Source organism: Bacillota bacterium (genome assembly GCA_040755295.1).
GTDB lineage: Bacteria > Bacillota > Desulfotomaculia > Desulfotomaculales > Ammonificaceae > SURF-55.
The window spans coordinates 1-14,944 of the sequence record JBFMBK010000018.1 but is presented as its reverse complement, the minus strand read 5'-3'; the positions used below and the strand labels follow the sequence as shown (position 1 = coordinate 14,944).

General features: G+C 53.0%; 10 protein-coding genes and 1 pseudogene. 7 read left to right on the top strand and 4 right to left on the bottom strand.

What is annotated here, in order from left to right; translation table 11 throughout:
* Positions 1 to 377 precede the first annotated feature (377 nt).
* Entirely contained in the window at positions 378 to 599 is a 222-nt protein-coding gene (locus tag AB1500_11460) for a DUF2007 domain-containing protein (GenBank protein MEW6183766.1), read from the bottom strand.
* A 17-nt stretch (positions 600 to 616) separates the two neighbouring features.
* The gene (locus tag AB1500_11455) at positions 617 to 1,756 is read right to left on the bottom strand and encodes an FAD-binding protein (protein ID MEW6183765.1); all 1,140 of its coding nucleotides are present in this window, start codon (positions 1,754 to 1,756) and stop codon (positions 617 to 619) included.
* Positions 1,757 to 1,904: 148 nt separating this feature from the next.
* Between AB1500_11455 and AB1500_11450 the strand changes: the two genes are divergently transcribed.
* The gene (locus tag AB1500_11450; GenBank protein MEW6183764.1) at positions 1,905 to 3,215 is read left to right on the top strand and encodes a serine hydrolase; all 1,311 of its coding nucleotides are present in this window, start codon (positions 1,905 to 1,907) and stop codon (positions 3,213 to 3,215) included.
* Between the two features lie 417 nt (positions 3,216 to 3,632).
* On the opposite strand, the gene AB1500_11445 is transcribed toward AB1500_11450, so the two are convergent.
* Together AB1500_11445 and AB1500_11440 are read right to left on the bottom strand one after the other, a co-directional pair.
* Positions 3,633 to 4,907 carry a (Fe-S)-binding protein gene (locus tag AB1500_11445; protein ID MEW6183763.1) on the bottom strand — a complete coding sequence of 425 codons (1,275 nt, stop codon included), beginning with the start codon at positions 4,905 to 4,907 and terminating at the stop codon, positions 3,633 to 3,635.
* Positions 4,897 to 6,261 (bottom strand): FAD-linked oxidase C-terminal domain-containing protein, encoded by a 1,365-nt coding sequence (locus AB1500_11440; GenBank protein ID MEW6183762.1) that lies wholly within the window; start codon positions 6,259 to 6,261, stop codon positions 4,897 to 4,899. Before AB1500_11440 ends, AB1500_11445 begins: the two co-directional genes overlap by 11 nt.
* 544 nt (positions 6,262 to 6,805) lie before the next feature.
* Here AB1500_11440 and AB1500_11435 point away from each other — a divergent pair.
* The 6 genes and pseudogenes from AB1500_11435 (at position 6,806) to AB1500_11410 (ending at position 14,834) form a co-directional block, all read left to right on the top strand.
* Positions 6,806 to 7,456: a DVU0298 family protein gene (locus AB1500_11435; GenBank protein ID MEW6183761.1), complete on the top strand. Its 651-nt coding sequence runs from the start codon at positions 6,806 to 6,808 to the stop codon at positions 7,454 to 7,456.
* Between the two features lie 158 nt (positions 7,457 to 7,614).
* A complete protein-coding gene (locus tag AB1500_11430; GenBank protein ID MEW6183760.1) occupies positions 7,615 to 8,256 on the top strand; it encodes a DVU0298 family protein in 642 nt (213 codons plus the stop codon).
* The gene (locus tag AB1500_11425; protein MEW6183759.1) at positions 8,253 to 8,951 is read left to right on the top strand and encodes an endonuclease III domain-containing protein; all 699 of its coding nucleotides are present in this window, start codon (positions 8,253 to 8,255) and stop codon (positions 8,949 to 8,951) included. Before AB1500_11430 ends, AB1500_11425 begins: the two co-directional genes overlap by 4 nt.
* 262 nt (positions 8,952 to 9,213) lie before the next feature.
* On the top strand, positions 9,214 to 10,065 hold the full coding sequence (locus AB1500_11420) for a deoxyribonuclease IV (GenBank protein ID MEW6183758.1): 852 nt from the start codon (positions 9,214 to 9,216) through the stop codon (positions 10,063 to 10,065).
* An 827-nt stretch (positions 10,066 to 10,892) separates the two neighbouring features.
* Positions 10,893 to 12,020 (top strand): annotated as a pseudogene (locus AB1500_11415) (PQQ-binding-like beta-propeller repeat protein).
* Between the two features lie 336 nt (positions 12,021 to 12,356).
* Entirely contained in the window at positions 12,357 to 14,834 is a 2,478-nt protein-coding gene (locus AB1500_11410; GenBank protein MEW6183757.1) for a DUF6531 domain-containing protein, read from the top strand.
* Positions 14,835 to 14,944: the final 110 nt, after the last annotated feature.

Here is a 14,944-nt window from a genome sequence, read left to right as displayed (position 1 = left end):
TCGACCGATGTTATGCATCCCTCCCCGCAGTTGGATTAACCGGGAACATTTTAATATAAATTGGAATAGACGAAGTACGATGCAGAATTAGTGAAATTGTATGATTATATTTGAAAATAGCACAATTAAGGTAAAAAGTTCTATTACCCGCAGAGGGTAAAAATAGTCAGTCTTTGGTACAAAAGGATTAACACTATTTGGAGCAACCTTGCTTGGTGGGAGCAATTGCGGTGCAGGGGTATTAAACAGTGTACTAGATAAGTGTCTCGAATAAGGGATTAAGTATTCACCCGAGGATTAGTCGCGAAAATCAGAAAGATTTTGGTTGGATATTATCACCTGTCTCCTGTTTCCGTTAAGGAGTGAAGGAAGAGGTCTTATATCCCGTTAAAGAGGGCGGAAACCAGTCGCTGCGCCTTCTCCGCAAATTTCGAGGGGACGTAAAGGTCGACACCCTGGGGGATGCTCGCCCCGAGGGTTCCCGTGATGCCGACGTCCGGGGAATGAAGGATTGAAGGGATCCCTTCGCGTTCAAGGATCTGCTGGGCTTGTTCCGCGAACAGCCTGCTGGGGAAATTCTTTATCTTTACCAAAGACATTTCAGCGGTTCTCCCTGCTATCTTGATTGTTGAATCTGAATGCTGGCTATGCCCGAACGGAGCACCATTTTCCTAAGAAACCTGTTGTACATAAATGAGGATTTTATGTTTTTTAGAAAGATGTTTTGCCGCAGGAAGCGCGTGTTCGACTCGTAGTTCCTGGAGAAATCGTCCGGCCCGTGTCGTAAAGCCTCAGACGCCGCAAGTGCGCTTCGAAAAGCGTAGCTCAATCCTTCCGAAGAGGTCGGACTGATCCAACCCGCCGCTTCACCCAGCAGGGCAATCCCTTCCTTGCCCGTACAAATCTGATCGGAACGAACAGGACGGAAGATATAGGCGCCTTCACGACGCGCCGGCTCTCCGAACACGTAACCGTATTCCTTTAGTTTTTGTTTCAAAAGTGCGAACTTACTCAAGGCGGTGTTGCCGGGATCGAGAGCCGCGCCGATAATCAAAAAACCTTCTTTCGGGATGGTCCAGGAATAGAAATCGGAAATGTCGCGGTCGAAAATCGAAGAATAGAAAGGCGTGGCTTCACTCACGGGGAACCATTCCTGGATCGCCGCGTAACTCTTAGGGAAAGGAAGGGAAGGGAATAACCGCTTTCTTACGGTAGAGGCCGCGCCGTCCGCCCCGATCAGCAGACTTGCCTTTTCAACATAGGTCCTGTCGCCGTCTGAAAGGGTAATCTCGAAACCGCCGCCGGACCGTTTAGCCGATTTGAACAAAAAACCGCAGCGTATCTCCGCCGTATCGGGGATCAGGGACACCAGCCAGCGGTCAAAAATGCCCCTGTCCATGTTTATGTAGAAGCGTTGGTAATACCTCTCGATGCGGTTGTCAAAATCGATTGTCCTGACCGCGAAGATCTGTGGGCCGACCAGGACGCTCGGCGGTAATGACAGTCCCATCCCGGCCATGGTCTTTTGCGCGTCGGGAGCCAGCAACCCGCCGCAGCACTTTGAAGCGCACCCCTCACTGGACGGGCCGGAAAGAAGTCTTTTATCGATGATTAATACCCTGTAGTCCTTTGCGGCCAGACGGGCCAATGTAGCCCCGGCGGGGCCTGCGCCCACTATCGCTATATCGTACACGGCGGTGCTCCGAATCGTATATTTGCGTGCGGCGTGCATGAAGCGCTCATAAATTGAATTCAAAATGAAACGGCGGAATCCTTCCGGTTAAGGATTCCACTTTATTAAAAACGTTCGAGACAAAGCTGTTTAGCAAATAGCTATGGCCAGGCGGGGACGGCGGTTTTATAATTTTTAGTGTAGGCCAATTAATCAGAGTAAGGGTGAAAGATTGTTTATTAAAGCAAAAGCCGTCATAATACTATTGGTCGTTAACCTGGCTGTTATCCCCGCCTGCGGGAGGGCCCAGGCGCAGGGAGCCGTTACCACCACGGCCGGTTACGCAGGGCTTTCGACGCAGCTCAATCAGATAATCAGCAAGGAAAAGGGTACATACGGCGTCTGCCTAATCGATATGCGATCGGGAGAACGGCTGGGGCTAAACCATGACGCATCATTTTACGCCGCCAGTACCTTTAAACTGCCCATGAACCTTTACCTGTGGGAACAGGTTGCGGCGGGCAGGGTTAAAACGGATACGATCCTCACCTATAAACAGGCTCACTATGAGGGCGGCACCGGGGTGCTGCAGTACAAACCAATCGGAAGCAAATTCAGCATCGCCGCTCTTTCCAGGTATTCAATAACACAGAGCGATAATGTGGCGACCAACATACTTCTTTCATATTTGGGAAGATCGAACGTAAAGACGTACATGCGCGGACTCGGGGGAAAGGTGGTAGATGACGCCCGGAATACCACCTGTCCGCAGGACATGGCCGAATACATGCTCTGTCTTCTAAAGTTTGCCTCGGAGCATCCGCAGCAGGGCGGCATATTGATCGGTTATCTCGAAAACACGGTTTTTAACGACCGGATACCCGAACCTCTGCCCGCAGGAATTAAAGTGGCGCACAAAATCGGCAACTGGCCGTTTACCGGCACTTACAACGATATCGGGTACATAGAGCATCCGGAAAATCCGTATATCCTCTCTGTTTTCAGTGAGGGAACCGAAAGCCGGGGAAAGGCTTTTCAGACGATTCAGCGCATTTCACGGGCGGTTTACGAGTATCAGGAAGAACTGCCGCACGTAAAAATCTTATTGAACGACCGTGAAGTGGTTATTGAAAACCCTCCTCTGCTGGAGGAAGGACATTTGCTGGTTCCGTTGCGAAGCCTTGCGGAGGCCATGGGGGCGGAGGTGTCGTGGGACGGCGGGAGCCGAACGGTGAATATAAAATATGCCGAGACCGATGTCCTTCTTGAAGTCAATAGTAAAACGGCGCTGATCGCCGGGGAAGAGGTCATGCTTCCCGTGCCGGCAAGGATTGTCGGTGGGAGAACATTTGTGCCGCTGCGCTTTGTCAGCGAGGCGTTGAAGGCGCAGGTAGATTGGGACGGCGCCGATTTGACCGTCAATATCCGGTTTGACGAAAACCGGCCGGAGGATTTAAGCGATAAAGTGGAAAACGTTATGGAAGTAATCACCACAAGGGTAACTGACAGGTTTATCGATCTTAGAAAGATAATTTACGCTTGAGGAGAAAAAAAGTCACTTAAAGGCAGGGACGCGCCGACGGCGGTAGGGGTTATCGGCAGCACCGCGCGGCCTTTTTAATAGTTAAAATTTTGATTATGGGTTTATCGGTGCCGCTGTCTGCGGTACATGGACCCGCTTCATATGGATGGGTTTAACGTTTTCGTCCAACGTTTCGAACGAATACCCCTGCTGCTGAAACTAGGCGATCACTTCCGGGAGCGCTTCCAGCGAAGCGTCCGCGCTTTTGCGGTTTGTGCGACCGGAATGGAGTAAACTGCCGTTTCAGGCAAATTTTGTCCAGCAAAACACTCAGCGGTTGAATGTAATCCTAAACAATGCCCGTTTGGCGCAGCACGATTATACTGTGGTGGTAATAGGCCACAAAACGACAGGAATACCTGAATAGTTACGCCGGAATTAAACGCCGCGCGGTTTTAAGAATTCGGCAAGATGTTTTACCGTTATCTTGCCCGACAGGTTTCGGCGTTTGAGACCGTGACTCAGGAACAGCAAACAACCGGGGTTGTCTGTAACCAGAGTACAAGCGCCGCTGCGGTCAAGCGCCGTGATTTCAGCGTCGAGAAGGGATAATGCCGTGCCGGGATGGCGGAGGTTGTATCCGCCTGCGCTCCCGCAGCAGCCCGAATGCGGGGCGGGAAAAGCTTCGGCTTTCGGAAGGCCGAGCAGAAGTTTGCCCATGGCGCCGGGGGCGGCGCTGTTGCGGAGGAGGCAGGACTCGTGATAGGCGACCGGGACGGGAAAAACCGGTTCAACATTCGGCTTAAGTTCGTAGATAATTTCGGAAAAATCCCGGACAAGGGCGGCGAACAGTTCTGCTTTTTGCCGCATGGCCGGGTCATCCGGGAAAAGCGACGGGTATTCTCTTAGATGCACAGTGCAGGCAGCCGAAGCGCAAACCAGGAAGTCGTAAGGTCCGGCGCCGGAAAAGGCTTCGATGTTGCGCCGCGCGAGGCCGGCGGCGGTCTTTGTATCCCCGCCGTGGCAGGATAGGGCGCCGCAGCAGACCTGTCCGGTTGGAAGGATGACCGCGCATCCGGCGGACCGGAGGAGTTCTACGGCGGCGTCGTTTGCGGGCCGGAGTACGATCTCCATGACGCAGCCCGTGAAAAAAGCCACCCGGTACACTTCCTTTTTCAAGGCGGGCATGATTAACGGGCGCGCCGCCGGACGGTGAACGGCGGAAGGAAGAAGGGCGGCCAGGCCCTCGCGGCCGCCGAAGGCGGCAAAGCCCGGGATTCGCGCGAGGGTCTCAAGGAGCAGCGTTCTTTTGAGAAAAATAAGTGTTTTAAGCAGTCGGAACAGTCTTGCGTTGTCGGTCAGGAACGTCCGGCAGCCGAGCCGCCATACCCGACGGAAAAAACGGCCGGGAAAGTCCTGGTCGTTCTGTAGTTTTACAGCGTGTATTTCAAGCGCGGCTTTGACGCCCGCCGGGCACGATGCCTCACAGGACCGGCACCCGAGGCAGCGGTCCAGGTGTGAGACCGATGCCGGGGAGTGAGGCGTCCCGCCGGCAAGGCTTTCGAGAAGCGCAAGGCGGCCACGCGGGGAATCCGGCTCTAACGGCTCAAGACGGTAGGTGGGGCAGGCGGAGAGGCAGAAACCGCAGCGGATGCACCGGTACGGGCTTGGAGACCCGAAAAACCCACTTAGGGCAGTAGTTTTACTCACCATGGGGCCAGATTTTACCCGGGTTTAATTGACCATGCGGGTCAAAAACCTTTTTGATACCGCGCATAAGCGCTATCGTCTCCGGGCCGACGGCTTGCTCGAAGAAGGGCGATTTCAGCATGCCGACGCCGTGTTCGCCGGAGAGGGCGCCGCCGCATTTAAAAGCCGCCTGAAATATGCCTTCAATAGCGGCTTCAACCTGAACGGCGTCGATATCGCGCGGATCGAACAGGATGTTGGGATGAAGGTTGCCGTCCGCGGCATGCCCGAAAACGGCGATTTTAACACCCGTATCCGCGCTTAAAGATCCCATCATATCGATGAATGACGGCAGCATGCCCAGCGGGACCGCCACATCCTCTCCGATTTTTAAAGGAAAAAGACGGGTAAGGGAACCGGAGACGGCACGTCTGAGGCCGGCAAAGTCAGACGCTTCGCCGCCGGATGCCGTATTGGCCTTTCTGGCGCCGCAGCCGCGGCAAACGGTCTCGGTTTCCCACGCCCGCCGGAGGACAACCTCGAGGGGACCGTCGATCTCTACCAGCAGCGCGGCTGCCGGAGGCGCGGGCCAGATGTCCCGTGCCGCGCAGGAAAGCGTGGTGCGGTCCATAATCTCAAGAGCCGAGGGACAAATTCCGCCGTTGATTATCTCCAGTACGGCTTGCGCCGCAGCGCCCAGGTCGTCAAAAACCGACAGAACGCCGGCCCTTTCTTCCGGCAGCGGTATCAGCCGGAGCAGGGCATTCGTAACGACACCAAGGGTTCCTTCGGAACCGCATAAAAGCTGGGTGAGACTGTAACCGGCAGCGTTTTTCAAGGTCCGTCCGCCGGTTTGGATCAACGTTCCGTCGGACAGGACCACCTCCAGACCGAGAAGGTAATCGCGGGTCACGCCGTATTTAAAACCGTGCGGGCCGCCGGCGTTTGTGGCGACGTTGCCTCCGATGGTGCAGACTGAGGCGCTTGAAGGGTCGGGCGGGTAAAAAAGCCCCTCGTTTTCGGCGGCGGCATGAAGGTCTTGCGTGGCCACTCCCGCCCCAACCGAGGCTACGAGGTCCCGCTTGTGAACGGACAATCCGCGCAGCCTGGTCAGCGCCAGGACTATGCCTTCCATGGGGACGGCGCCGCCCGCGAGGCCGGTTCCGGCGCCGCGTGGCGTGACCGGAATGCTCGCCTCCGCGGCGGCCTTCAGCACCGCCGACACCTCGGCGGAGGAACCGGGAACTACCACCGCCGCGGGCCGGCCCGAAGCAACCGAAGCGTCCCGGGCGTAACAGGTTAGTTCGGCCGGGTCAGTAAGGACCCATTTAGTTCCCACAATTTTAGCAAAAACTTGGGCTATGGAGGATGAAATCATCGAGTTTCACCGGTATACTAAGTTCTTCGTAGATTTCGGCAGAGTCCGGCGGTTTTCCTTCTTGGTGTCCCACGGCCTGCTACTTCAGACCACCAGTTTCTGGACCCTCTAACCTCTAACCTCCCGCCTCTCACCTCCGAAAAAGTCAGGCGCGGTTTTTTAAAAGGGTTATTAGAAAGAGGAGAGAATCTTAGCGTAAGGATTTACGAATAGGGGGTCGCGCATTCAAATTTTGTGGCGCCACGAAATCTGAAAAAATAGACCCGTAAGCTTGGAATTTAGAAGGAGTATTGTAACATATACGAAACGCGGCTAGAAGTGATGCAGTGCAAGGAAGATCGGTGGAGAAGAACCGGGCAATTGGGAATTGAGACGTGGGAAGTTGGAAGTGGGATTCTCGAAGGAATTCGCTTATTAAGCGAATTCCGACAAGCATCTCAGCTCCGATATCTCACTTCCCGCCTCGCAGTTGGCAGCAATGCGTTACTTCGCGTCGCGCCCACCGAACGAAGCACGATTTTCAGGAGAGAGCAGAGGAAAGAAGATGAGAGCCAAGGACAAAGTGATTTCTTTGGTAAGGACGGCGGAATGGGAAGGCCTGGAGGAAGAAGCCCGGAAAGACACCCGTGTTTTAAACGGTCTTATTCAGGCGCTCAACCTGGCGGATGAAGAAATGGCCTGGAGGGCGGCTGAAGGGTTCGGACGCGCCGCCGCGATAGTCTCCGGAACCGACGGGGAACTCTGCCGCGACCGAATGGCGCGTCTTGTAGGGACGTTCAACGATGAGCAATGCGGCGTGAGCGCGCGGTTTACGGCGCCTGCCCTCGGTGAGGCGATCGCCCGCGTGCCGGAAACCTTCATCGAACACGCGCCCATGCTTTTGTTCGCTTTGGCGCACCCTTGCCTCCAGGCGGGCGCCGCCTGGGCTGTAGGACGAATCGGCGGCGTCCGGCCCGACCTGGTAATGGCGGCGGCGCCGCGGATTATCCCGCTGCTGCGGGGTTCCGACCCCGCCGTGCGGGGGAACGCGGCATGGGCGCTGGGAGAGATGCGGTCTGAGGAAGCGGTTGCGGAACTGGAGGTCCTGAAAAACGACTCGGCGCCGTTGAGAATTTACAGTGAAGGTCGTTTAACGGAAACTACAGTGGGAGAACTGGCGGCGGCGGCGAAGAGGAAGATAACAAGTAGCAGGTAGAGTGTAGAAGGTAGAATGTAGAAGGTAGAAGGATCAGTGCAAAGTCCAAAGTCGAAGAACTTTAAAATTTGAACCTTGAACTTTGAACGTTGCACGTCGAACGTCGAACGGACCCCAAAGACCTGTCAGTATGAGAGATTTTAAGTCGCGGGTGGGGCATGAAAGAAAAAGAAATAATTTTACAACTTTTACGCGCAAACGACTGGGACAGGCTTGAAGCGGAAGTTAAGGCCAACCCGCGTTTTATCGACGCGCTGATCTGGGCGCTTTACCAGAACGACGAAGAGACGGCATGGAAGGCGGTGGAGGGGTTCGGCCGCGCGATTGCGGCTTATAAAGAAGTTAATGTAGAACTCTGCAGGGACAGGATGCGGCGTCTTTACTGGGCGCTGAACGACGAATCCGGCACTAGCGGCTGTTTTGCGGCGCCGGCGGTGGGAGAGGCGGTTACACGCTCACCGGAGGTCTTTGGGGAGAACGCCCTGATAATCATGACGGCGCTCGACGAGCCTTTTCTTCAGGCAGGAGCAGCCTGGGCCTTCGGGCGCATGGCGGTTTTGAAATCAGACCTGGTCCTCGAGATGATACCGGAACTGATATTACTTTTGCGAAGTCCGGAACCTGGGGTTCGCGGGCTCGCGGCATGGGCCCTCGGGCAGATGGGAGCCGAAGAGGCGGTCGGCGGGCTGCAGCCGCTTGCGGCGGACTCCGGCAGCCTGAGCATATACATCGACGGCGCGTTAAAACAAACCACGGTCGGCGAATTGGCGAAAGGGGCGATCGGGAAAATAAGAAAATGACGGGACAAAACCTCAACAACGGGAATACACGTGATTCGCTGCTGGAGATATACCGGGGTCTTTATGAGTATTTCGGTCCCCGGCACTGGTGGCCGGCGGATACCGACTTTGAGATGATTATCGGCGCGATCCTTACCCAGAATGTCTCCTGGAGGGGGGCGGTAAGGGCGATAGACAACCTTAAGGCGGAAGAATGGCTCGAAGCCGCAGCCATATCTGCGGCGCCCCGGGAAAAACTGGCCGAGGTCCTGCGCCCGGCGCGCTATCATTTTCAGAAAGCGCAGAAGTTGAAAGATTTTTGCAGCGTCCTTCTGGAAGAGTATAACGGCAACCTCAATGGATTTTTAGCGCAGGAAACCGGGCTTTTGCGGGGGCGTCTCCTGGCGATTCGCGGGATCGGACCGGAGACGGCGGACTGCATTATTCTTTATGCGGCACGTAAGCCGATATTTGTGATTGACGCATATACCCACCGTGTTTTCAACCGTCTCGGCTACTTCCCTGAACGGATTAAATACGGGGAAATGCAGGAGTTCTTCATGCGGCACCTGCCGGCGGACGTCAAACTGTTCAACGAGTACCACGCTCAGATAGACGCGCTGGGACACCGGATTTGTCTCAAAAAATCGCCGCACTGCGGGGAGTGCCCTGTTTCACGCTACTGCCGAGCCGTACGTATGAGTCAAGAGTCCTGAGCCACGGGTTACGGGTCAAGTCTTCAATCCTCAGCCCGGGATTCGGAATACGCCTGGCATGAAAATATGGACCCGTAAGCTTGGAACTTAGAAACAGTATTGTAACGCACACGGAGCGCAACGAGAAGTGATGTAGTGCAAGGAAGACCGGTGGAGCGAACCGGAGCGTACCGGGTGCGTACGTGAGGATTCGGCTACGCCGGGCTGACGCAGCAATGCGTTGCTTATCGTTGCGTCCCCCGAAAAGGAAGTGGTGCTAAGGATGCCCTTACTGGGGGCGCACATGTCCATCGCGGGAGGCGTGGAAAACGCCGTCCTTCGCGGGGAAAGCATCGGCTGCGAGGCGGTCCAGATTTTCACCAAAAGCCCGCGGCAGTGGCGGGCAAAACCGCTAACCGCCGAAGATACGGCGCGTTTTAAAAAGGTCTGGGAGGAGAGCGAGATACAGACGGTTTTCGCCCACACCTCCTACCTCATCAACCTTGGGGTGTCGGACGAGGACTTATGGTTCAAGTCGATGGCCGGTTTCATTGAGGAGATTGAGCGCTGCGCGGCGCTTGGTCTTCCTTATCTGGTGACCCATCCGGGCTCTTCGGAAGCAGGCGAAGAAACAGGCCTCGCGCGGGTCAGGCTCGCGCTGGACGAGGTTCTTAAGCGGACGGAGGAGTCGGGGGTGACGGTGCTGCTTGAGACCACTTCCGGCCAGGGCTCCAACCTGGGCGGCCGCTTTGAACAACTGGCGCGGATCATCGGAGACAGCACGTACCCAGGGCGTATCGGCGTATGCCTGGATACCTGCCACGTCTTCGCCGCGGGTTACGACCTGCGCACGCCCGCGGCGTTTAAAGAGACGTTTGACGCCCTCGACGCAATAATAGGTATTGACCGGCTTAAAGCGGTGCACCTCAACGATTCAAGGGGTGACCTCGGCAGCCGCGTGGACCGCCACGAGCACATAGGGAAGGGAAAGCTCGGCGCCGGGGCCTTCCGTCTCCTTTTGAACGACCCGCGCCTGCGCGATCTGCCCATGGTGCTGGAAACCCCTAAAGGGCCGGAGCTGGAGGAGGACATCGAAAACCTGGAAGTACTGAGAGGACTGATGGACAAAGGTTAACATACATTTGCGGTACCCGGCATGGGATCGTGGGAGCGTGGCGGAAATTGCAGGGTCGCTCGGTGTCCGGGAGATCGTTCTGGCCTACGATAGCGACTTGGTAGAAATCAATGACCCGATTGATAAGGGATGTCACCTAGGGATGTAATACTTATCCTACTGCTTGTCAGCGGTGAAATCGGTAACCTGATTCATAAATAATTAAGTAGATTCACTCGTCTGAAGGATCTTAACTTTCTCTCACACAGGCGAATCACTTTAGTTATTTAGCGTTCTTACACGCCGTTCATTTTTTGCCACTTAACATAGTGGATTGAAACAATTATCCGCCGTAAAAGCATTCCTTACGACGGATAATGGCAATTATGCGACCTCATATTAAAATCCCTATGTTTCCAATGAAAGAAACCATAAAACACATAAAAGATGTAAAGGTCTTAATTTCTGTACCGGTCCATGCGTTCCCCCCCCGGCCTAGAAAGAGGGCGTGGTTCTCTCACAGCTGACGCGACTGCAGACAATCTCACAAATCTACCTGAGTTTTTCGGCAAGCCCCACCTCACAACCTCATATTCCTAAAAAATGCAAATAACGTGAAGTCTACTTGATATTAGTGATTTCTACACAATTCACAAAAAATAATTGAATATTGTTGAAATAATAGTTGACAAGTAAAATTATGGTGAGATATGATATGTTACACGAATAATAGCATAATTATCCATAGACTAATTGGTTATTACGTAGACCATGCTTGAATAATTTTTTTGGCACTATTTCAATATCCCGGGTTATAGAAATTAAATGTTCCTGGAGGTGGTTATATCATGATCTTTCTATGCAAAAGGCGTGAAAGGCACCAATCAGGGGGATGGGGTGGAAATTGCAGTATTATTGAACATTTACGTTCGACAATATCAATCAACGGATTAACTAAAAAATTCGGCTGCTTTAATAGAAACGCACCTGTTGTTTTTATTATAACTTTTATGCTGGTAGCCTCTATTTGCGTATTATTCATTCGGCCGGATAGCGCCTATGCCGGCGGTTTAGCTGATAGTCCCTGGCCGAAGATCTCCCGCGACAATGCTTCGACCGGACTTAGCCCATACGTCAGCAGGCCCAAAGGTTGTATCAAGTGGTATCAGGATTTAGGCGCAGTCGCAGGGCTCGGTGAAAACTCCATCTTTGCAGAAAAGGCTGGGCCTGTTATCGGCTTGGGCGGATGTATTTATATCGCAGGAAATAACGGGGATTTGCTTGCCTTTTACCCGGACGGCAGTTTGAAGTGGCATACTGTGCTATCGGAAGACGATTATATTGGCTGGAATATCTCCCCTACAATTGGCAGCGACGGTACGATATACATTGGGACAGAGCGCGAGGGCATTTTTTATGCTGTTGACCATAATGACGGCCATATCATCTGGTCGTATCAGACGCCGGAAAGATGGGTAAGCTCGCCGGCTGTAATTAACGATGACGGGACAATAATATTTACATCGGATACTAGTTTATGTGCACTGTACCCTGACCAGACTGTCCGTTGGCAAGTCTATTGCGAAGAGGGTTTTGGTGAGCATTGGCCTGCCGTCAGCCCGGTCAACGGTCTTATTTATGTTTGTGGTTGGAGTCTTGGCAGTAGCAACATATATGCAATCGATATTAACGGTAATATACAGCATACTTACAGTTTTACTCAAGGTAAAGAACCCTCCATGTTTGCCGCTCCTACGATTACGTCTGACGGAACTGTGTTAGTCCCAACATTAGATGGAAACTCCGTATTTGCTTTTAACCCGGACCTATCTTTTAAATGGGAGACCAACGTGGGTTTTGATTGTAGTTTCTCGGCTTCCGGGGCGCTTTCACCGGATGGAGGGAATTACTATGCAGTTACAGATCACGGTTATATTTGCGCCTTTGATGTCGAGACAGGAGATTATTTGTGGAGTTTTAACTCCGAGCAGTATTTCGGCGGGGAGTGCAATTGTGAGGCTTCCTTAACGGTCGATGCCGAAGGGAAAATTCTTTTTCCCGTCCTTTATTATAGCGGTTCCCCAGGCCATTTGATAGTATTAAACACTGATGGAAGTTTAGCGGATGATGTTCATGTACTAATCAGTCCTAGTACTCCGATATGTTCCTGGTCAAACCCTGCTATTGATTCCGACGGCACTGTATACATTGGAGATTTCTGCTCAGGTTATTTAGTTGCTTTAGATGGTAGCGGCAGAAAGCCGATTTCAGGTTACCCCGCCTTACCTTACCTAGCCAAGCTTGATGACGCCATGCGCGAAGCATCGTGCGAAGCGGAACCGATCGACACCGGCACCGGCGCTCATGTCATGGAACGCAACCTGCTGACCGTCCGCGGTGCTCAGGAATTATCGTTCATTGCGAGTTATAATTCCCTCCTGTTAAACGAAGGATCGCTCGGCAGAGGATGGGGACATAATTTCGAGGCACGTCTCGAAACGCTGTCTGACGGTAATATTGACCTTCACTGGACGGCAAACCGGGTAAACCATTTCGTGTATAACGGAACGGACACGTATTCATCACTTGACCTGGCAACTCGTTTCGACACTATAACCAAGAATGCCGACAGCAGCTTTACTTTACAGCGTAAAGACAAGAGCGTTTACGAGTTCGACTCTAACGGCCGTCTGGTTCAAGTGAAAAACAAGTACGGTCAGCCGATAGATCTCAGCTATAATGTCGACAACCGTCTTGAAACTATTACCGAGGCCGTTTCCGGCCGTACTTTAACAGTAACTTATAACGTCTACGGATTGATCGACAGCGTTACCGACCCGTTAAGCCGCTTCATAAGTTTCGGTTATGACGGCAGCCACAACCTAACCCGCATCACAGATGCAGAAGGGCACTATATCGATTACACATACAACGCCGACGGACGCGTCGAAGGAGCGAACGATGACGAAGGCGTACAAATCTTTTACGACACCTACGATGAACTAGGCCGGGTGGCCACCCAGGACGATGGTGTCACAACGAATCAACTTAACGAATTCCACTATGATGAAACCACACAGCCCGGTACGGTAATCACTACCGTTTACGACCGCAACGGCAAAATTAAAGTATATACACATGACAGTAGTTACAATATTTTGAGCGTTAAGGATCAGCTTAATCATACCAATTCCTACACCTACTACGAAGACGGAAATATGGAAACCGCCACCGATCCCAAAGGTATTACCACCACCTACGGTTATGACGACCGTGGAAATCTCACCAGCGAAGTGCGCGAGCTAAACGGTACCGAACTAGGCTCCACATACATGTCGTACTATGCGGACGACAATCTGGAGTCGCTGACAAACGCCGTATCTGAAACGGTCTACTATTACTATGAAGACACAACCAACCCCAACTGCGTGACAAAGAAGATCAACCCGCTGACGAAAGAGACAAGATATGAATACTACCCCGGAAACGGATTGTTGGAGAAGGTCATCTCTCCCCTTCTCCACGAAACAACGTATACCTATGTTGCCGGACAGGTTTATGAAGTTGTCGACGCGGCGGGAAAGAAAACCGCTTACGGTTATGATGCCGCCGGCAGGCTGGAAACGACCACCGACGGGGCCGAAAAAACAACCGTAACCCAGTACGATGATAACGACAACCTGCTAAACGTTACCGACCCCTTGGGGCATACCACCAGTTACACCTATGACGGTTATCACAACAAACTCACCGAGACGGATGCCAGAAATCATACGACTTATTATCAGTACAACAATAACCGCGGCCTCGAAAAGGTCTCAACCGTAGTAGACGGGGTTTATTACGAAGCAACGTACCAGTATGACGGAGAAGACCAACTGAAGAATGTGACCGACGCCAACGGCTACACCACCGAGTACCAGTATTTCGACGACGGCAGCCTCTGGAAAATAATCGACCCCGAACTACACACTACCGAGTTTCAGTACGACGAACTGGGGAGGCTGACCGGGAAATGGGACGCGCGGGGCATAAAGACACAGACCATCGCCTATGACGATTTGAACAACACCCAGACCGTTACCGACGCTGTTTACCGCAGTACCGTGCACGAATATGACGCTCTTGACCGCCTTGAGCAGACGACCGACCCTTTAACCAGGGTTACCCGGTACCAGTACGACGCGCTGGACCGGCTTGTTCACGTATATTCGCCGGTGCCGGGTGTCGAGAGCGCCCAGCGCTTTGACGATGACGGCAACCTTCAGGCCATGGTCGACCCCAACAATTACGAGACCGGGCTCGACTATCACCCCAACGGGATGCTCCGGCACGAGAGGTCTTCGTATCCGGGAAGCACGATCACTTATGATTACAGCAGCAGAAATCTTGTCGAGCAGATGACCAACGCCCGTGGACAGGCAACCGGTTATCAGTATTATGACGACGGACGGCTGTCAAGCTTCACCGACCCTGACGGGACCGTATCGTATCAATACGACCCCAACGGCAACATCGAGACCGTCACCGAAGGCGTCTATACGATTACACGCCGGTATGACGATCTAAACCGGGTTGACAGATACAACGATTCGCGGGGCAATGTGATCCAGTACGAATACGACCCTGTCGGCAACCTCAAAGTCCTTACCTACCCCGGCGGGAAGCAGGTTAATTACACATATTACAAGGACAACCGTTTAAAGACCGTTTCCGACTGGAACAACAGAGTAACGACATACGAATATTACCCCAACGGACTGCTTTGGAAGACTGTCAACAGCGCTTGAAAATTGACCCCTTTTGGCACTCGAAATTTGACCCCCAAGGTATACTTAAGGTACCTACGGATTGTTAGCCGACAGATCACTTCCTTCCAGAGGAATTACGTCCAACGCCT